The sequence below is a fragment of the Ornithinimicrobium sp. INDO-MA30-4 genome (genome assembly GCF_021535045.1).
Classification (GTDB): domain Bacteria; phylum Actinomycetota; class Actinomycetes; order Actinomycetales; family Dermatophilaceae; genus Ornithinicoccus.
In genome coordinates, this window is sequence record NZ_CP091056.1 from 732,814 (window position 1) to 750,885 (window position 18,072).

General features: G+C 59.7%; 15 protein-coding genes and 5 pseudogenes. 7 read left to right on the forward strand and 13 right to left on the reverse strand.

What is annotated here, in order from left to right; all coding sequences use genetic code 11:
* Positions 1-40: 40 nt before the first annotated feature.
* Positions 41-743, forward strand: a pseudogene (locus tag L0A91_RS04240) (polyprenol monophosphomannose synthase).
* Positions 744-823: 80 nt separating this feature from the next.
* Positions 824-1,257, forward strand: a pseudogene (locus L0A91_RS04245) (FxsA family protein).
* A 97-nt stretch (positions 1,258-1,354) separates the two neighbouring features.
* Here the strand turns inward: L0A91_RS04245 and L0A91_RS04250 are convergent.
* The 4 genes and pseudogenes from L0A91_RS04250 to L0A91_RS04265 all read right to left on the reverse strand — a co-directional run bounded on the left by L0A91_RS04250 (position 1,355) and on the right by L0A91_RS04265 (position 5,743).
* Positions 1,355-1,711, reverse strand: coding sequence for an RNA polymerase-binding protein RbpA (locus tag L0A91_RS04250; RefSeq protein ID WP_235245982.1), 357 nt, complete (start codon positions 1,709-1,711; stop codon positions 1,355-1,357).
* 276 nt (positions 1,712-1,987) lie between these two features.
* Positions 1,988-3,382, reverse strand: coding sequence for an MFS transporter (locus L0A91_RS04255; RefSeq protein WP_235245983.1), 1,395 nt, complete (start codon positions 3,380-3,382; stop codon positions 1,988-1,990).
* Positions 3,383-3,419: 37 nt separating this feature from the next.
* A pseudogene (locus tag L0A91_RS18305) lies at positions 3,420-4,831 on the reverse strand (AI-2E family transporter).
* An 87-nt stretch (positions 4,832-4,918) separates the two neighbouring features.
* Positions 4,919-5,743, reverse strand: a complete 825-nt coding sequence (locus L0A91_RS04265; RefSeq protein ID WP_235245985.1) for a D-hexose-6-phosphate mutarotase — start codon at positions 5,741-5,743, stop codon at positions 4,919-4,921.
* A 97-nt stretch (positions 5,744-5,840) separates the two neighbouring features.
* On the opposite strand from L0A91_RS04265, the pseudogene L0A91_RS04270 reads away from it, so the two are divergent.
* Positions 5,841-8,232, forward strand: a pseudogene (locus L0A91_RS04270) (ATP-binding cassette domain-containing protein).
* Here the strand turns inward: L0A91_RS04270 and L0A91_RS04275 are convergent.
* On the reverse strand, positions 8,220-9,095 hold the full coding sequence (locus L0A91_RS04275; protein WP_235246524.1) for an aldo/keto reductase: 876 nt from the start codon (positions 9,093-9,095) through the stop codon (positions 8,220-8,222). The pseudogene L0A91_RS04270 and the gene L0A91_RS04275 overlap by 13 nt on opposite strands.
* A 35-nt stretch (positions 9,096-9,130) precedes the next feature.
* A complete protein-coding gene (locus L0A91_RS04280; RefSeq protein WP_235245986.1) occupies positions 9,131-9,460 on the reverse strand; it encodes a metalloregulator ArsR/SmtB family transcription factor in 330 nt (109 codons plus the stop codon).
* A gap of 83 nt (positions 9,461-9,543) precedes the next feature.
* On the opposite strand from L0A91_RS04280, the gene L0A91_RS18310 reads away from it, so the two are divergent.
* The 3 genes from L0A91_RS18310 (at position 9,544) to L0A91_RS04290 (ending at position 11,605) form a co-directional block, all read left to right on the forward strand.
* The gene (locus tag L0A91_RS18310; protein WP_311197999.1) at positions 9,544-9,915 is read left to right on the forward strand and encodes an FAD-dependent oxidoreductase; all 372 of its coding nucleotides are present in this window, start codon (positions 9,544-9,546) and stop codon (positions 9,913-9,915) included.
* Positions 9,885-10,859, forward strand: coding sequence for an NAD(P)-binding domain-containing protein (locus tag L0A91_RS04285; protein ID WP_311198000.1), 975 nt, complete (start codon positions 9,885-9,887; stop codon positions 10,857-10,859). Before L0A91_RS18310 ends, L0A91_RS04285 begins: the two co-directional genes overlap by 31 nt.
* A 128-nt stretch (positions 10,860-10,987) precedes the next feature.
* Positions 10,988-11,605 (forward strand): NAD(P)H-hydrate epimerase, encoded by a 618-nt coding sequence (locus L0A91_RS04290; RefSeq protein ID WP_235245987.1) that lies wholly within the window; start codon positions 10,988-10,990, stop codon positions 11,603-11,605.
* A 21-nt stretch (positions 11,606-11,626) separates the two neighbouring features.
* On the opposite strand, the gene L0A91_RS04295 is transcribed toward L0A91_RS04290, so the two are convergent.
* Entirely contained in the window at positions 11,627-11,809 is a 183-nt protein-coding gene (locus L0A91_RS04295) for a hypothetical protein (protein WP_235245988.1), read from the reverse strand.
* 425 nt (positions 11,810-12,234) lie between these two features.
* On the opposite strand from L0A91_RS04295, the pseudogene L0A91_RS04300 reads away from it, so the two are divergent.
* A pseudogene (locus L0A91_RS04300) lies at positions 12,235-12,489 on the forward strand (IS3 family transposase); the annotation flags it as partial.
* Between the two features lie 45 nt (positions 12,490-12,534).
* On the opposite strand, the gene L0A91_RS04305 reads toward L0A91_RS04300, so the two are convergent.
* The 6 genes from L0A91_RS04305 to L0A91_RS18315 form a co-directional block, all read right to left on the reverse strand.
* Positions 12,535-13,281 carry an FtsX-like permease family protein gene (locus L0A91_RS04305; RefSeq protein ID WP_235245989.1) on the reverse strand — a complete coding sequence of 249 codons (747 nt, stop codon included), beginning with the start codon at positions 13,279-13,281 and terminating at the stop codon, positions 12,535-12,537.
* Complete coding sequence (locus tag L0A91_RS04310; RefSeq protein WP_235245990.1) at positions 13,260-13,634, reverse strand: hypothetical protein; 375 nt, start codon at positions 13,632-13,634, stop codon at positions 13,260-13,262. Before L0A91_RS04310 ends, L0A91_RS04305 begins: the two co-directional genes overlap by 22 nt.
* Positions 13,631-14,326, reverse strand: a complete 696-nt coding sequence (locus L0A91_RS04315; protein ID WP_235245991.1) for an ABC transporter ATP-binding protein — start codon at positions 14,324-14,326, stop codon at positions 13,631-13,633. The genes L0A91_RS04310 and L0A91_RS04315 overlap by 4 nt, the downstream gene beginning before the upstream one ends.
* On the reverse strand, positions 14,295-15,383 hold the full coding sequence (locus L0A91_RS04320) for a peptidoglycan-binding protein (protein WP_235245992.1): 1,089 nt from the start codon (positions 15,381-15,383) through the stop codon (positions 14,295-14,297). The genes L0A91_RS04315 and L0A91_RS04320 overlap by 32 nt, the downstream gene beginning before the upstream one ends.
* Positions 15,384-15,479: 96 nt before the next feature.
* Entirely contained in the window at positions 15,480-16,109 is a 630-nt protein-coding gene (locus L0A91_RS04325; protein WP_235245994.1) for a hypothetical protein, read from the reverse strand.
* A gap of 1,135 nt (positions 16,110-17,244) precedes the next feature.
* Positions 17,245-17,805, reverse strand: coding sequence for a methyltransferase domain-containing protein (locus L0A91_RS18315; protein WP_397333790.1), 561 nt, complete (start codon positions 17,803-17,805; stop codon positions 17,245-17,247).
* Positions 17,806-18,072: the final 267 nt, after the last annotated feature.

The window sequence follows — 18,072 nt, forward strand, 5'->3', positions numbered from 1 at the left end:
GCTGCTTCCGACCTATAACGAAGCTCTGAGCTTAGCCCTCATGGTGAGCCGACTACGGGCCTCAGTGCCAGAGGCAGACATTCTGGTTATTGATGACAACTCTCCCGATGGGACGGGTGACTTAGCCGACCAGCTCGCTCGCGCTGACAAGACTGTGCATGTGCTCCACCGCACTGCCAAGGCTGGCCTCGGGCGCGCATACTTGCAGGTTTTGCTTGGGCAGGGGAGCGAGGCTACGACGCTGTTGTCGAAATTGATGCTGATGGCTCCCACCTGCCGGAGCAGTTGCCCGCGTTGCTCACCGCTGCCGATCGCGCCGATGTGGTTATCGGTTCACGGTGGGTTGCGGGCGGGTCGGTCCAGAACTGGCCAGCACATCGAAAGATGCTCAGCCTGGGCGGCAACTTGTATGCCCGACTAGCCCTAGACATCTCAATTCGTGACGCAACGGCTGGGTTCCGGGTGTACCGGATGAGCGCTCTGCACAAGATGGGCCTCGCTAATGTGTCTTCCCAGGGCTACTGCTTCCAAGTCGACCTCACCCTGCGTGCGGTCGACAACAACCTTCGGTGGTGGAAGTGCCGATCGATTTTGTGGAGCGCGAGGTCGGAGAGTCCAAGATGGGCGGCGACATCGTCCGCGAGGCACTGCTTCGCGTGACACTCTGGGGAACTCAACGTCGGTTTGATCAGTTGAGACAGTGGATTGGAGGTCGGGAACGATGGCATCAACTCAGTCAGTAGGTCCAACAGGACGAGGCGGCCGGCGCGCACGCTGGATATTTATCGGTGTGCTGCTGCTTATGCTCGCCGAAATTGTCACCATGATCGCGGTGGGCCAAGCCCTAGGTGTCTGGTGGACACTGTTGCTTTGGTGGTGCTTGCCTTTGGTGGTGCCTGGCTGGTGCGTCGTGAGGGCCTACGGGCCTGGCGGCGCTTGCAGAGCGTCAAGCGAGATCCCCAGAACGCCGGGCGCGAGGTCCTCGATGCCGCAGTCATCTTGGTCGGTGGCTTCTTGTTGCTCACGCCGGGGTTCCTCACAGCCTCCATCGGACTGTTTATGGTGCTGCCGCTAACTCGCCCGATCACTCGCGGTTGGGTTTCCACGATGGCGGCCACCCGTTCGCCGATGATGGGGGCGACCGGCGGGGTGCGGCGCCCACCACCGGGCTCGGGGGACATCATCGAGGGCGAGATTGTGGACGACTCTTCCGAGCACAATTCGCGTGACCCTCGCACTGATCCCCGACTCGAATAGAGCATCACGCTTCTATGCCTGTAGACAAGCGAAAAGGCTGGTCACCTCCTAGGAGATGACCAGCCTTTGGGCTGTCACGGGCCGTCTTTGTGCTTGATCAGGCGCTGCGCTTGCGGGGCTTTTCGCCACGCTTTTGACGCAGCAACGTCAGTCGCTCTTCAAGCAGTTCTTCCAGCTCAGGGATCGAGCGGCGTTCCAGCAGCATGTCCCAGTGGGTGCGGACGTGCTTGGTGGCCTTCGCCTCCGGCTCCGGTCCGTTGTTTAGCTTGGCATCCTTGCCGCAGCGGCATTCCCACAAACCGGGAATCTCGGCCTCAACCGAGAAGGGCAATTCTGTTGTGTGCCCATTTGGGCAGGTGTAACTCGTCATGCGACGTTCGCTGAACGTCACACCCTCATCACTCTCAAACGACAACCAACTGAGGTTGGTGCCGCGCAAAGACCTTTCAGCCATGTGCAACTCCCTCGTGACAAAACACGATGTAGACGGGTGGACTCATGTCAATTAACGCCTGTCATGAGCAGTCTGTTCCCGCACGCAGGGCGACCTGGATAACATCCGGTTAACCTGAGGGACCGGCGGGGGGACCGACATTTCAGGCTAGCGCTACTGACGAGTTAGGGCCACTCAAGAAACGTGCGTTACGTCACAGCGTGAGCGGAGTTTCATTTTGAGATGGTGTTCGACCTGCGCAGATGCTTGATTCAGCCTGCCAGATGCAACCGGAGGCTAGACCTTGATGGGTTGCTCGTTTCCTGCCGCCGCGATGCCAGCCCTCATGTTGACCCGCAAGAGCAGAATGCCACCGACGACGAAGAAGACGATGAGGATCAAGATGGCCGCGCGGTATGACCCGGTGAGTTGGAAGGTGAGCCCAAACGCCAGCGTGCCAAACCAACTGGTGCCCCTTTCCATCGCTTGATAAAAGCTGAAGAACTCGGACTCTTTGCCCACGGGGACAAGTTGGCTGTACATCGAGCGGCTAAGTGCTTGAGTCCCACCTAAAACCAATCCGATGCAGGCAGCACAGGCGAGCCAGAGGGTGAAGGCCCCAGCCGGCACAAAGAAGGCAAACATCACCACGGCAATCCAGACCATCAGGCCGATCAGCACTGAGGTCTTCGCGCCCAGTCGAGCAGCCATGGCGCCGAACAGCAAAGCTCCGGCAACCGCCACAAACTGCACCAGCAAGATGGTGAGGATGAGTTGGCTGGAGTCGAACTTTAACTGCTCGGATCCATACAAACTCGCCGAGTAGATCACTGTCTGAATGCCATCGTTGAAAAATAGATAAGCAAGCAAGAACATCAGGGTCTGCGGATAATGGCGCAACTCGCCAAAGGTGTGCCGCAGTTCTTGAAGCACTCCACTGAAGCCACCCTGAGCCGATGCGGCGCGTACAGCCGAGACACCGGCCGGAAGGTTGCGCAGGCCCAACACGGGAATGAGGGTGAAGATTGCCCACCACAAGCCTGCGGAGAACAAACTGATCCGCACCGCCATCCCCTCAGTGATGCCTAAGCTCTCGTGCAGTTGCAACAAACCCAGGTTAAGGGCCAACAACAAGCCACCACCGGCATACCCCAGGGCCCAGCCTCGCGAGGACACCTTGTCGCGATCATCCGGATGGGCGACTCTGACCAACAATGCGTCGTAGATGACGATGGAAGAACCAAGGCACAAGTTCGCGAGAATGAGCAACATCACGCCAAGTTGCCAGTTCGATCCTGACAAGAAGAACATGCTCATTGCGGCGATCGAACCGGCCCAGGCGAAAGCTCCCAGGAGTTTTGTGGGGTTAGCTGAACGGTCTGCGATTGCGCCGACAAACAGTAGGAAGACGGCCGAGACGATCGTAGACACCGTCACCGTGTAGGGTGCCAGCGATCCCACAGCGATTGGCACGCCCAGCACGGACAGTGCAGTGCTGCAGGTTTCGTCGGTCGCAAGGTCTGGACACGCGTCGGCCCGGGCCAGCGCCGTCAGGTATGGCGCTATGAGCACCGTGCCCGTCGTGGTGACAAAAGCGGAGTTCGCCCAGTCATACCAAGACCATGCGCGTTGGTGTTTTCGTGAATAGTGCCGCTTTTTACCTGATGAGCGTGCGGACCCCGGCTGCGTCATGCCTTAAGAGTGGCACAAGGCATGACGCAAGATCCGGTTATTTGCCCAGCATCCGCGCAATGATCGATTGGCGAGGTGATTCAGTGAAAACAAGGGTGGTCTCGTTGCCGCCCTCAGCTATTTGCCTGTCCGTGCCATGGCGCGACCGCTCGGCTTCTGCCTCTTCGGCTTTAGCCACGGCACGGCCATGTGGTGTGAGAACGCTCAATTCCTCGGCGCTCAAGTCGCCTGTCTGGAGGTCAACCTGCTCACTGATGTAGCGCAGGATGACGGCGATGGTTGCCGCAACGGGCACGGCCAAGAACGCGCCGGCGATGCCAAAGAGCGTTCCACCTGCAGTGACACCAATCAAGACGATTCCCGCGTGCAGGTCCATCGACTTGCTCTGTAGCACTGGGAGCAAGAGATTGCCCTCGACCTGCTGCACGACCAACACGATAATTAAGGTAATCAGTGCCGCCGTAAAGCCTTGCGTCACGAGGGCAACGAGCACTGCGAAACCGCCAGCGATCAAGGCACCCACGATCGGGATGAAGGCGCCAAAGAAGGTCAGCACCATCAGTGCAAACACCAGTGGGACCCCGAGGATCCACAGACCAATACCAATCATCACCGCGTCAATGAGACCCACTAGAGCCTGAGTGCGAATAAAACCTGCCACGGTGGTGTATATACGCGAGAGCACCTCAGTGAGGTGCGAGCCGATGCGGCGACCCGAGATCCTGCGGATCCAGGGAAGGAATCCTTGCCGTCCTTAAGAAAGAAGAACGTCAGCGCCAAGGTCAACACGAAGGTCAGAACGCCAGAACTGACGGCAGAAACGCCGGTAATCACGCCGGTGGCAATACCGCCCGCACTGCTCTGTAACCACTCAACGACCTGTGCACTGGCTTCGTTGAGTTGTTCATTCTGGATATTGAGCGGGGGACCGGCGAGCCAGTCTTGCACCTGCTCGATACCCGAAGCAGAGTTGTCGATGACCTCGCTGACCTGCCCCACCAAAGCAGGAGCGATTGCCGCCAAGATGCCGACGATGCCACCGATAAAGACCAGCATGGTGACGAGGGTGCCCAGCGCAGAGGGCCAACCCTTGGAATCCAGCCAACGCACGGCAGGCCACAGCACAGTTGAAAGAATGATGCCCAGCACGACGGGGAAGATGCCCACCCAGAGTTGTCCCACGATGTAGAAAAAGACAACCAGTGCCGCGATGACCAGCAAGAAGCGCCAAGACCATCGAGCGGCACCCGCGAACATCTGTTCAAGGATGGCCCCGCGGTCGACACCCTGGTTCGTTTCTTGAATAGCAGCGGTGTCCGGATCGGTGCTGGCGCCCGGAACCGACGGAGGACGGTGCCCTGACTTCAGCTCGTGTGTCTTCTTTGAGGATGGCCGGGCCTTGCCCTTGCCCGGTTTCTGAGCAGCCGCATTGGGGCTGGATTGAGACATTCGTGTTCCTCTTCCGATGCGACTTATGCAGGCAGGTGCGCTATTGGCTCCATGCTTATTGTGTCCTACTCATACCCCACTGAGTAATCAGCGTTGGAGGGAGATCGTAGTCGCCATGGTGGCTGATTGCCCGGGGCTGAGCGTGAACTTCTTGTCGCCCAGGCGTGCAGTCTCAATGCAGACCATTTGTGTCCACTCGTCATCGCCCATGTCCTTCATATCTCGGGCCTTTGTCTCCCATGGGTTCCACACGACCGTGTGGCTGCCCTCGGTGGCAGAGACGTTGATCGTGCGTCCGAGGTCTGGATCGACCACGGAGACATCAGCAGCCGACTGGTAGATGCGGTCCGTTTCCTGGCTCACGAGGAGCGGCCCCTGCTGTGTCTGGTTAGTCCCCAAGACCTTGTCGAAGTAGTGGACACCGTCTAGCCCCGAGACCGAGGTATTTCGGATGTCGCCGACATGGAGGTAGGTATGCAGCGCTGCCTCGTGGGAAAAGGGGACATCGTCAGTGTTTCTGACGGTCAGGGCGATATTGAGCCCATCTCTGACCTCAACCTCAAGTTGAGCCTCATAGCGATAAGGAAATGTCTCGATTCCAGGTTGAGACTTCGTAGCCTCCTGATCGATCGTCCAGACCCACCCGGACTCCCACTCTTTCGCTAACGACCAAGACGCCGTCCTCAGCAACCCGTGGGCTGGCTCCAGGTCGCCTTCAGGACCATTGCCAAACCAAGGCCAGACCAGCGGGACACCGCCTCGGATTGCTGTGCCGAATTCATACCGGCTCTCCTTACTCACCCACACCACCGGGACGCCGTCGCGTGTCCATTCCGCCACGTGTGCTCCATGGTCGTATGCGGTGACTCGGTCAGCGCCATGCTCGAGGGTGCGAGGAGTGAAGGTCGTCATCTCTCCACAGTAGAGGGCTGCGACCAGCGCCGACTCAAGGCACGGGCTGTTAGCCCTCTTTTCTGGTTAAATCAGCCAGTTACTACCTGGAGGAAACATGGCACCTGAGCGCACCCAGTCATCCGGCGAGCACGTTGCTGACACCCATGATCTGATTCGAGTTCAAGGTGCTCGAGAAAACAACCTAAAGAACGTCAGCGTCGAGTTGCCCAAGCGCCGATTGACCGTCTTCACCGGAGTCTCCGGTTCGGGCAAAAGCTCCTTGGTCTTTGCAACGATCGCCGCCGAGTCACAACGGATGATCAATGAGACCTACAGCGCGTTCGTCCAGGGCTTCATGCCGACTCTGGCGCGGCCAGACGTTGATGTCTTGGACGGCCTCACCACGGCCATCATCGTTGATCAGCAGCGACTCGGCGCCAACCCCCGGTCTACGGTTGGCACAGCGACCGATGTCAATGCCATGCTGCGCATCCTTTTTAGCCGGCTCGGTGATCCGCACATCGGCTCGCCTCAGGCTTACTCCTTCAATGTGGCCTCAGCTAGCGGCTCTGGTGCAATCACCGTCGAAAAGGCCAACAAGCGCGCCGAACGCGCCGATTTCACCATCACCGGCGGAATGTGTCCCCGTTGCGAAGGCACCGGGCAGGTCAGCGACATTGACCTGACCGAGTTGTATGACGACAGCAAATCTCTGGACGACGGCGCGCTCACGGTCCCGGGCTATTCGATGGATGGCTGGCAGGGTCGCATTCTCCGTGGGGGCGGCTTTTCCCCCTTCAGACAAGCCGATCAGCCAGTTCTCCAAGAAGCAGTTGCACGACTTCCTCTACAAAGAGCCCGTCAAGATCAAGGTTGAGGGCATCAACCTGACCTACCAAGGGCTCATCCCGCAGATCCACAAGTCTTTTCTGTCCAAAGACATCGACGCCGTCCAGCCGCACATCCGCGCGTTCATTGAGCGAGTGGCTAAGTTCGACACCTGCCCCGATTGCGAGGGGTTGCGAATCAACGAGGGGGCGCGTTCGTCCAAGATCAATGGCCTCAACATCGGCGAAGTCGCTGCCATGCAGATCAGCGACCTGGTGGGCTGGCTTCTGGAAATCACCGACCCCGGGGTGGGTCCGCTTTTGCAGTCTCTCGATGAGACCTTGGAGTCTTTCGTTGAGATTGGTCTTGGATATCTCAGCCTCGACCGGCCCTCGGGGACTCTCTCGGGTGGCGAGGCACAGCGGGTCAAGATGATTCGGCACCTTGGCTCATCCCTCACGGACACGACCTACGTCTTTGACGAGCCAACGATTGGACTGCACCCGCACGATATTGCTCGGATGAATGGGCTGTTGTTACGCCTGCGCGACAAGGGCAACACGGTGCTCGTGGTGGAGCACAAGCCAGAAACCATTGCCATTGCCGATCACATTGTGGATCTAGGGCCGAAGGCTGGCAGCGATGGGGGAGAGGTGGTCTTCGAAGGCTCGCTGGCGGATCTGCGCAAGAGTGACACCCTGACCGGACGGCACTTAGATGACCGGGCCTCGATCAAGGCTGAGGTCCGCGCATCGACTGGCACGTTAGAGGTTCGCGGGGCCAACGAGCACAACCTCCAGTCGGTCGACGTTGATGTACCCACCGGGGTCTTGGTCGTCGTGACTGGCGTCGCGGGATCTGGAAAGAGCTCACTGATTCACGGATCGGTGGTTGGCCGGGAAGGTGTCGTCTCCGTGGACCAGACCCCCATCAAGGGCTCGCGGCGGAGCAACCCCGCGACATACACCGGATTGCTAGACCCGATCCGCAAAGCCTTCGCCAAGGAAAACAGCGTCAAACCAGGACTCTTCAGCGCAAACTCCGACGGAGCGTGCCAGAACTGCAATGGCGCTGGCGTGATCTATACCGATTTGGCGATGATGGCCGGGGTCTCCAGCCCCTGCGAGGTATGCGAGGGGCGCCGATTCCAGGCATCGGTCCTGGAGTACACCCTCGGCGGTAAGAACATCGCCGAGGTGCTGGCCATGTCAGTCGCTGAGGCAGAGGCCTTCTTTGCCGAAGGACCAGGCAGAATCCTGGCAGCGCACAAGGTCTTGGACCGGCTCGTTGATGTGGGTTTGGGCTACTTGACGCTTGGCCAACCCCTCACCACGCTTTCGGGCGGCGAGCGACAGCGGATCAAGCTGGCCACCGAGATGGCGGGCAAGGGCACTGTTTATGTCCTCGATGAGCCGACGACCGGCCTGCACCTGGCCGATGTGCAAAACCTCTTGGGCCTTCTCGACCGACTCGTCGACTCCGGCAAGACCGTCATCGTCATTGAGCACCACCAGGCGGTGATGGCTCACGCCGACTGGATCATCGACTTAGGCCCAGGTGCTGGACACGACGGTGGCCAACTCGTCTTTGAAGGGACGCCCTCAGCTCTTGTGGCTGAAGCCTCGACCTTGACTGGTCAGCATTTGGCCGCCTACGTCGGGACTGCTCAGCAGAACTGAGTTTCGATCAGTTCTAACTCCTGCGGCGTCAGTGCCAGGGACACCGCTTGGGCTGAGTCGGTGATTGACGCCGGCCTGCTCGCACCAGGAATCGGAATCACATGATCGCCCAGCGCTAATTCCCACGCGAGGACTACTCGTTGTTGGCTGACCTGGCGGTTTTCGCTGATCTTGTGGAAGGCCGGGTAGGCCTGGCCGACGTCCTTGCTTTTGGCGCCGGTGCCACCGAGCGGACTCCAGGGTAAGAAGGCAACTTGATGCTGACCGCACAGCTCGAGCTCGTCTCGGCTTAAGCGGAAACGCGGCGAGAACTCGTTTTGCACCGAGGCTAGGCCGTCCTCGCCCAACACTTGCAGCGCGACCTCGATCTCTTCGACGTTCGCATTGGAGATGCCAATTGCCCGCACTTTGCCCTCTTGCTGCAACGCCTTAAAGGTCTCCAAGACTTCGCCGTAGACCAACCAGCGGTCGGGCCGGTGCCACTGATAGAGGTCGATGACGTCCGTGTCCAGGGCACGCAACGATGCTTCGACGGCCCCGCGAATGTAGCTGGCTGAGCCATCCCGTCCCCAGACTTCGCCCTCTGAGCGGGTGATTCCGCCCTTGGTGCCGACGACGATGTCGCTGGTGTCGCCATAGCTCTTCAGCGCTGCGGCGATGATTTCCTCGTTGTGGCCAATCGTGTCCCACGAGGGCGCGTAGATATCGGCCGTGTCGATGTAGGTGACGCCCGCATCCAGCGCCGCGTGCACCGTGGCAATCGCCTGCTCACGACTGGGACGCTCGTTGGCTCCCATCGAAAACGGCATAGCCCCAAGACCAATCGGCGAGACGTCAAATGGACCAAGTTTGCGGGTTTCCATAACTGCCATGATGTCAGCCAGGGGCGAAGAGCGAACTAGCGACCCGGCATACCGGAGAGGTCGGTGAGTGCTCCGGAGATCACCGAGAAGCGGTCTTGCACCACGGAGTAGTAGGCCCACCGGCCACGCTGTTCGCGGGCGAGCAGGCCAGCATCGACCAAAATCTTGAGGTGATGACTCACCGTCGGCTGCGAAAGCGACACCGGCTCGGTCAGATCGCACACACAGGCTTCGGCGCCGGGTTGCCTCGCGATGATCGAGACAAGTTGCACCCGAGTCGGGTCAGCCAACGCTTTGAAGGCTTGGGCCAACTCGGCAGTCTGCTTGATCGACCCGGTGCTCGCGGCTGGCGCAGATGTTTCCATACCCCCACCTTCGCATACATTGAAGTATGTCGATAGATGGGTTAGCGTTGTCCCATTCACGTTCGTCGATACGAGGAGTGCGAGTGGAGAACGCAGCCAGGGCAGAGTTGCCAGTCGTCGTCATTGGTGCTGGTCCAGTCGGTTTGGCCGCGGCAGCCCATCTGGTGGAACGCGGACTTGATGTGGTCGTGCTCGAATCGGGCGATCAGGCCGGTGACGCTGTCGCTCAGTGGGGCCACGTTCACCTATTCTCCCCCTGGCGCTATAACGTGGACGGGTCAGCCCGCGAACTTCTGACGCGCACTGGCTGGGCTGACCCAGAGGCTGATGAGCTTCCCACCGGCGCAGAGTTCATCGCCAACTACCTCCGCCGCTCGCCGAGACTCCCGAGATCGCGTCTCGACTGCGGACGAACACCCGCGTGTTGGCCGTTGCTCGCGATGGTGCGGACCTGACGCGTTCGTTGGGCCGGGCGCGACGCGGCTACCGTGTGCGCACCATCAATCAGGATGGCCGGGTCGAGGACGTCTTGGCGCGGGCCGTCATTGACGCATCTGGCACGTTTGGCAACTCGAACCCGCTGGGCGTAGGCGGGCTGCCCGCGGTGGGGGAGCAGGACAGCAACGACTTCATTTCGGGGCCGCTGCCCGACGTGCTGGGCGCAGACCGGGCAGCCTTTGCTGGAAACCGGTCGCTTGTCGTCGGGATGGGGCATTCGGCCGCAAATACGCTGCTCGCCCTCATCGACCTGGCTGCCGCCGAGCCAGCGACTCAGGTCACCTGGGTCATCCGCGGGGGATCGGCGCGGCGCCTCTTTGGCGGGGGAGAGGACGACGCTTTGCCTGCGCGTGGCTATCTCGGCACCAAGCTGCAACAGGCTGTGGAGAACGGGCAACTCACGCTGGTCAAGCGTGTCTCGATTGAGCAGTTGACCCCCACATCGGGCGGACTGCTGGTCACCGGGACCGAGCGTGAAGAGCCTTTTGAGCTTGAGGTGGATGTCGTCGTGAACGCGACTGGGTTTAGGCCCGACCTGGAGATGCTGCGCGAGATTCGCCTGGACCTCGATCCCGTTGTCGAGTCGCCCAGCGGGTTGGGTGAATTGATCGACCCGAACCATCACTCATGCGGCACGGTTTCACCCCACGGTGAGCGGTTGCTGCGTCACCCCGATGATGGCTTCTATCTGGCAGGCATGAAGTCCTACGGGCGAGCCCCCACGTTCTTGCTAGCAACTGGTTACGAGCAAGTCCGCTCTATCGCCGCCGCTCTGGCCGGCGATCAAGAGGCAGCTGATCTGGTGCATCTTGACCTGCCAGAAACGGGCGTCTGCTCAAGAGACCTGCAGGACGAGGACCAATCTGAGACTGATTCTTGCTGCGCGCCAGCGACCTGCTAGCCGATGGTTAGGTAGGTTTTGAGTATGAGTCTTCCGGTCAGAAATGCCAGCGACGTTGTGCACATCAGCATTGATCAAATGCGTCATGTCGACGACCAACTTGAGGCCGGGGAGTCGGCCCGATAGCCGTGGCTGAAGGTGCTGGGCGCGGACTGGTCAATGCAACGCGCGACTTTATCGCTCGCCCGCTGAACGAGCTGCATGTCGTCGTAGGTGTGGGCCCTGGCGGCAATGGGAATGGCGGCTGGAAGGCAGCCCGAATGTTGCTGTCGGCCGGCGCCCAGGTGACCGTTTTGCGCACAACCGCGCCAAGTTTGCCGCAGAGCGCCGTCTCGGATGGCACCACCGTTGTCGGCGTTGACGCTGGCGAGCCGCTGACCGATGTCTACCGTGGGGACGTTTTCCTCGATGCCATGCTCGGCTTCGATGCCGCGCCGCCATTGCGTGGTGCGATTAAGACGGTGGCCGAATGGGTTGCCCAGAGCGGTATGCCGATTGTTGCCCTTGATCAGCCCAGCGGACTCAACGGTGACACCGGCGAGCACGACGGCAGTGTGATCGCGGATGCGACAGTGAGCGTGGGTCTGCCGAAGCACGGGTTTAAAACCGACCAAGCCAAAGCGGCCCTCGGGCTTGTTTACCTCGCTGACCTGGGCATACCGCACCACATGTGGGCGAACGCTGAAGTTGCTTCGCCGGGTGGCTTGTTCGCAGAAGGTCCACTGGTGCGAATCGACTACCCGTAAACATCGAAGCGGAGTGGGCGCTTAGCCGCTGTGTTTCCCGCTTCCTTGCCTCGTGCTGAAGATAATCCAGCCGCCGAAGGCGACCGCCGCAAAGCCGAGGGCACCCCAGAGGAATCCAGCGGAGACGGCGTCAGCAAAAGCCAGCGCCAAGAGTCCGATTCCCACGACGATGGCGAATGGTCCAGCAATCAGGTTCCTGTCCATGACGGACACTCCTTAGATGGACCTCAAACCTAGCACTGATCCAATACGTGGATCCGAGGATCTCTGGTGGTCAAGGAGCCTGCTTGCCGCCGCCATCGGGCGGCTACCGCGGCACTGACGTAAACATCGTAATAACGCCGATAAGCGACATTATGTAAAGTAGGTGCGCGACGACATGTCGGCGCCACTTCTCCGCGAACTTTAGGCCAAAACGGTACAGGTCTCCGCCTACGTCATTCCTCGTCTCAGAAAACTCTTATACAAGACCCTCGTAAGAAGCGACGACACGAGACAGGACATTTTCTCCTGAAATTCCGTCTCGACCAACTAACTGGATGGTCGCCCCCCAACACCCTCCTGAACTCGGGTTTTGCGACGACCGGTTGAGCGTGAGCAGTTCCGGTCCAAGCCAGTGCGGACAACGGGCGATGGAATCGTTCTTCTCCTTGCTGCAAAAGAACGTCCTGGACCGGCAACGGTGTCCTACCAGGCACGACCTACGCCTGGCGATCATCACCTGGATCGAACGCACCTACCACCGGCGACTCCGCCATCGACGCCTCGGCAAACTCACCCCGGTCGAGTTGCGAGACGATCTCCACAACCGCGCGAGAGGCCTGACCAACCACCACCATGACTGTCAACTAAAGTCTGGGCAGACTCAACCCTCCCGATTCTGACCTATACGGCGCTGCTCAGGGTGAGCCGATCCTGATAGCGTTGACTCAGGGCGTGCGAAGCACTTTGACAGGATCCCGAGCGGCTGCAAAGAGTGCCGGAGCGACGGTGGCAGTCGCAGCAGCCAGGATTGCGAGAGTCGCTGTGCCAACGGTGAACGACCACGGCGGAACTGCCTCAATCCGAGCGGCCAGCGCTACCCCGAGCGAACACCCAAGGGTTGCGCCGAGCATGGCTGGAGCCAGGGTGCGTACGAGCACGAGGGCAACAATGGTTGACCGAGTCGCGCCAAGCGCTCGGCGCCTCCCTAGATCTTTGCGTCGGACGAGAACGTCAGCCAGGACGACAACGGCGACCAACGAACCTCCGCCACCGAGCACCGCAGCCAGTAACGTGCGGCCAAAGGTCGCGAGGTCGCCAGTGACTTGAGCCTGCAGATCGGCCAGAGATATCGGTGATGACACCGCAATGTCGGTCGGTGTGGGCGGCGCAATCAAGCTAAGGACCTGGCCTTGGGTTGATTGAGCTGCCCCGGAGTGCGTGATCACCACATGCAGAGAATCCAACGGTTGGTCCTCCGCAGCGGCGTACAGCAAGCCTGCCGAATAGGTGGCAAATGGCTCTCGCGGTGCGAAGGAACCCACCACGGTGAAGTCGTTCGTTGCCGTTGTCGAAGCTTGAGCGACCCACCCCAACGGTGCATCTAACCCTAGTCGGGTCATGGCTTCATCGCTGACCAGCGCCTCACCAGGTCCTGGCCAACGCCCCGCCGTTAGCGTTGCGACGGCCGGCATGTCGCCATACACCCCCAGGCGGGCACCCGGGTCGCGCCCTGCCCCACCGCCCCGTTAACGACATCTATCGGGATTAACGTGCCCACCGCTCGCTCAGTCGTGGACAGGCCCTTCACCTGATCAATAATCGTCGGGCTGATCAAACCACCACTCTGGCCGTCGTTAACGACCAGCACTCGCGAACCGGCTGAGTCCAGCCTTTCTTGCAGCTGCTGGTCCGCGGCCGCAGTCTGACCAACCGTGGCTATCGTGGCTACGCACATCGCGGCCACCAACAACAGAACCAGGGTAGACGGCACTTTCGCGGCCCACATCGTGGCCACACCCTCTCTGAGCACCAGCCCAAACTTCACAGTTCCAACACCTCATCAGCCCGGTCAATGACGAACGGGTCATGCGTGGCAATAACCACGGTGCGAGCCACGCCATTGCTGTGCCCAGAGCCAGTAGCGGCAGCCGACAACGCGGCCAGCACCCCTGCGGCGTTGTCCCGGTCCAAGTTACCTGTCGGCTCATCGGCCAACACCACCACCGGATCGGTCACTAAGGCCCGGCAGACCGCAACTCGTTGGGCCTGACCGCCCGAGATCTCACCCGGCCGGTGATCAGCACGAGCACCCACACCCATCTGATCCAGCAAGTCGCGTCCCCGATTTCGAGCCACGGTTAACCCATGGCCTGCGTACCACGCTGGCTCCACGACCGAGTCCAGCACTGTGCGAGTCGGGTCTAATGCAGCATCCTGAAAAACGAACCCAATCTGGTGGGCCCGCACCCGAGACCGAGCAAAATCACTGGCCGAAGACACGTCCGCCTCGCCCAGCCGGACGCTGCCCCGCGTCGGAGTCAACATCAAACCCAGCACATACAAGAGGGTCGACTTTCCTCTGCCTGAGGGGCCCGTCACCGCCGTCACCAACCCAGGCGCGAAAGTATGGCTCAAACCGCCAAACAGCTCTTCCCCACCCTTGCGGTAAGCAAACCCGACTCCCTCAACAGCCAACACTCGTGCTTCACCGGCCGCTATCCGTGGTCGACCCGTCATCGGCAGGGACCGGCCCAACACCGACATCGCCAAGGACCTGCACCAAAGCGCCTATCTCGATACCTTCCACAATCGCGATGCCCTGTCCTGAACCGATAACCGTGACATCGACCTCACCGCCCTGGGTATTGACATAGGTACCGCCATCAGCACGGATGTGCACAGCAGCGGCCGGCACACTCACTCCCTCAGTCTGCGGGACAACGATGACCTCTGATCTCAGCGTAACCTCAGCAACGTTGGGTAAGGCTGAACAGTCATCGCCGCACACCGGCCCACCATCAACCGCAACCAGCTCGAACTCAGTGCCACCAAACTCATCCTGGGTAGACCCCACAATCTGCGCGGGCCACACAAATTCTTCAAAACTCACCTCAACGACGGCCTCAGCAGGAATTAACCGAGACTGTTCCTGAGAAACCACCAGGACAAACTCCCGGCTACCCGTAGGTGCCAACACCGCGTCCTCGCCACCCGCAAGGGTTTTGCCCACCGCGATCGACTCACCCAACTGCACCACCGTCGGCAACTCCCGCACCGACACCAACTCACCCAATGGCACGATCCCGGTCCGCTCTTTGCCCTCGTCCTTCTGCCATGCCTTCACTGCAGCCTCCGTCCCCGCCCCAAAATCACCGTCTGCTACCCCACCCAAGTACCCTTTGTCAATCAACAACTGCTGCAACGGCCGAACATCTTCGCCCTTGTCGCTCTCGGCCAAGTCCCGCCAAAATGGCACCGAACCCTGCACTACGCGCACCGGAGTATCGCCCACCACGTACACCACATCGCCAGCACTGACCTCACCAGCATCAGTTGATGTCACTACACCCATCAGTGTATTCGCCGCCACCACTTCAGTTGGCTGACGCAACGTCGTCGACAACCCCAATGACTGACCCACCGACCCCTGGCTCGCCTCAGCCCACACCACACCCACGTCTTCTTGCGCGGAATCGGCGCTGCCAGCGGTATTTGTAGGCAATGTGACCCGGGCGGCCCACCAACCCCCAGCAACAGCCCCCACGATCAACAACAAAACCAAAACCAAGAGCACAGAACTACGCCCAGAGTGACTGATGACTCCACCCCCACGGTGGTAGTTGACAGGACGAGCCTGAGATAGTGAACACCAAACTAGCCGCTATGCCTCTCACGGGTAGAGCACATCGTCTGACGGTTGCACCTGGCATTCCCGCTGAGTTACATCATCTGGAGTCGTCCACCGACCGCCTTGAACGTCTTCGGTAATATCCCTATAGGTTCCAGGCGAAATGATTTGGTAAGCCTCGGGTGAATCCGAAGTTGCTAAGAATGATTCAAAAGACGGCAACGGATCAGGCGCATACCCGAGCGACTGAAGGCAAGGAATCACGTCTGATTCATAGTGGTCATAAACACTCCTCCATTGCGTTTCAGTCAATGGCTCAGAGTACTTATCAGCCACCGGATACTGCTCGTTGCACGTGTAAGAGGCTAAGTCAAAATCGTCCTCTTGGCCAGGAGCAAGTTCTATGGAACTCTGCCCAAACTCGTCCAAAGATAGAACCCAGCCGTCCTCCGCCATGCACGACTCATAAACATCGTCGAACTCTTCTGGAGTCACCTCACGAATCGCTGCCACGGGAGGGAATCCTGCGGTTTCGGGATCGGCTTTAGCCGTCTGCGTAGCGGCGAGACCAGAACTAGGAGCTTCCGAACTGCTGCCCGTGCCACACCCGGCAAACACCAATCCAATCGCGAGTCCCAGAATCCAATAGCTGGAAGTAGCGACAAGCTTCACACGCACGTCCTGCCAATGTGGTAGACCGAGTACTGGCCCCACGCCGAGGTGTTACCTAGCGTGCGCCAGGACGTCGTGGTGTTTCGACCCGAATAACTGCTACTCACATAGCCTAGGTTGTAAACTCTTACAGTTCCATCAGTTTTCCACGCTTTGTGATTCGACTTGCCATTCGTCGAGGAGTAGATGTTTACCCAATCCCCGGACCCGCAACCAAGGCCTCCCCCGTATTTGGTGGCCGCTGACGCTCCGGGCGCATTCACGCCAACCAGGAGGACTGTAGTAAGCAACGCTGTCACAAATTTCTTCACAAGATACCCCTCTCACAGCCCCCCCTGTTGGGAGACTCCAGTAATGCTCTATTACTCGTCCGGCAGTGTCAAGGGTTCGACGAAACTCACCTGAAGTCCCCGCGTAGCCGGGGCCGCGCCTCAAGCACTTTCCCGCGAAGTTGTCACCTATCCATGCAGCAGACCCGGTTTGACGATGTATCAGCCTCTGGCTTCACAACTCTTAAACACAGAACACCCACTGCCGATTTGGGTGCTGTCGATGGGAACCGAGATGACGATATTCGACGATCTATTCGCCTGGGTGGATGCAGATCCGGATCGGAACCGGGTGCACACTTGTATGTCTGCCGTGTACGACAAGGCAAACCGGGAGGAGGCGACAGAGTCAAGTCCCGTTTTTGCTGCCTGCACACAGAGACTTTTCCATCCGACCGACCTTAAGTTGTCAACACAATTCTCCCCGTCGTTCTTTCCCATCGCGTCCACCGCCACAGGATCGGACTACCCCAGGAAACTGGTAGGACCGAACGATGGAAGGTGCAGATGCTACGCGATGGCACCATCGAGATGGCGCAATATGACTGGCGCATAGACTGGCGGCGATTGACGCAGGTTCAACGATTAGATGTCGGCTCCGGAGATTTCGCGATCGGCTTTTGGCAGAACGCGTCCACGAGAGCCTTGCTTAGTTTCAGTTTTGACAGGATTCAGATCGACGCCCTCATATAGGGGTGGCTTGTGAAAAAGTGAAATATACGACGCTAGTGCGTTGCTTTCACGAATCGTTTGCCCCTTGCTTGTCGTTCTGTGGAGGTTGGAGAGGCGCGATCAGGGGTAGCGTTCTAAACAGTCGACGGCGGAGACTCCGGTCGATGTGCTTCGATCAGGTGTCGCGTTGAAAATGCCACGAACGGCTCACCATTTCGCATACGTCCATCAAGGCCGAGGAGCTCGTTGTGATACTTCTCCACTGAGAAGTCTGGCACCCACCAGACGCACTTGCGGAGAATCCACACCACGGCACCCACGTCACGGAATTCCATGCGGCATCGGGCGGTGTGCAGTCGGGTGATGCCTAGGCCGGCATCCTTTGCTGCTGTGCATTCGCGTTCAGGGTCGCGGCTCTTGCGTTCCTCTGGCAGCGGGCCTAGGAAGTGTTCGATTAGTTCGAAGGCCGAGGCTTTTCCGACGTGCTGCGCAAAATAGGCTCCTCCTGGCTGGAGTAGGCGGTGTATCTCCTTCCAGTCCGGGTGCACGGGGTGACGGGCGGATATCAGCTTGAAAGACTCGTCGGGGAATGGCAATGGATCTCCTTCGACGGTCTCGATGACTTCGGCACCTCGGGGGCCCAGTAACTCACGGGCGTACTGTGCGTTGGGGGGCCACGCTTCGGTAGCGACCATTATTGGTGGAAATGTAGGAGCTTCCGAGAGGACTTCCCGCCTCCGGTGTCGAGATCCAGTGCGGACTTGACTTGCCTGAGTCGATCAGCGAGGAGCTTCGCATAGCCCCAGGGCGGGCGTTCCTCGGTGGCTCGCCCGTCCAGCCAGTCGAAACCCCACCCTGAAATGTCCGCTGCAGTGGCTTCGGCTACTAGCTCGTCAAAACTTCGCATGCAGTATTTTTTCACGGTGTGCGGGGCGAGTTGCAGGTCGGATATGGCCCCACGG

Bases quoted from the DNA above. Each gene is read 5' to 3' on its own strand.
- L0A91_RS04250 (WP_235245982.1), bottom strand. From the start codon at position 1,711: ATGGCTGAAAGGTCTTTGCGCGGCACCAACCTCAGTTGGTTGTCGTTT.
- L0A91_RS04255 (WP_235245983.1), bottom strand. From the start codon at position 3,382: ATGACGCAGCCGGGGTCCGCACGCTCATCAGGTAAAAAGCGGCACTAT.
- L0A91_RS04265 (WP_235245985.1), bottom strand. From the start codon at position 5,743: ATGACGACCTTCACTCCTCGCACCCTCGAGCATGGCGCTGACCGAGTC.
- L0A91_RS04275 (WP_235246524.1), bottom strand. From the start codon at position 9,095: ATGGAAACCCGCAAACTTGGTCCATTTGACGTCTCGCCGATTGGTCTT.
- L0A91_RS04280 (WP_235245986.1), bottom strand. From the start codon at position 9,460: ATGGAAACATCTGCGCCAGCCGCGAGCACCGGGTCGATCAAGCAGACT.
- L0A91_RS04295 (WP_235245988.1), bottom strand. From the start codon at position 11,809: ATGGACAGGAACCTGATTGCTGGACCATTCGCCATCGTCGTGGGAATC.
- L0A91_RS04305 (WP_235245989.1), bottom strand. From the start codon at position 13,281: ATGCCGGCCGTCGCAACGCTAACGGCGGGGCGTTGGCCAGGACCTGGT.
- L0A91_RS04315 (WP_235245991.1), bottom strand. From the start codon at position 14,326: ATGACGGGTCGACCACGGATAGCGGCCGGTGAAGCACGAGTGTTGGCT.
- L0A91_RS18315 (WP_397333790.1), bottom strand. From the start codon at position 17,805: ATGGTCGCTACCGAAGCGTGGCCCCCCAACGCACAGTACGCCCGTGAG.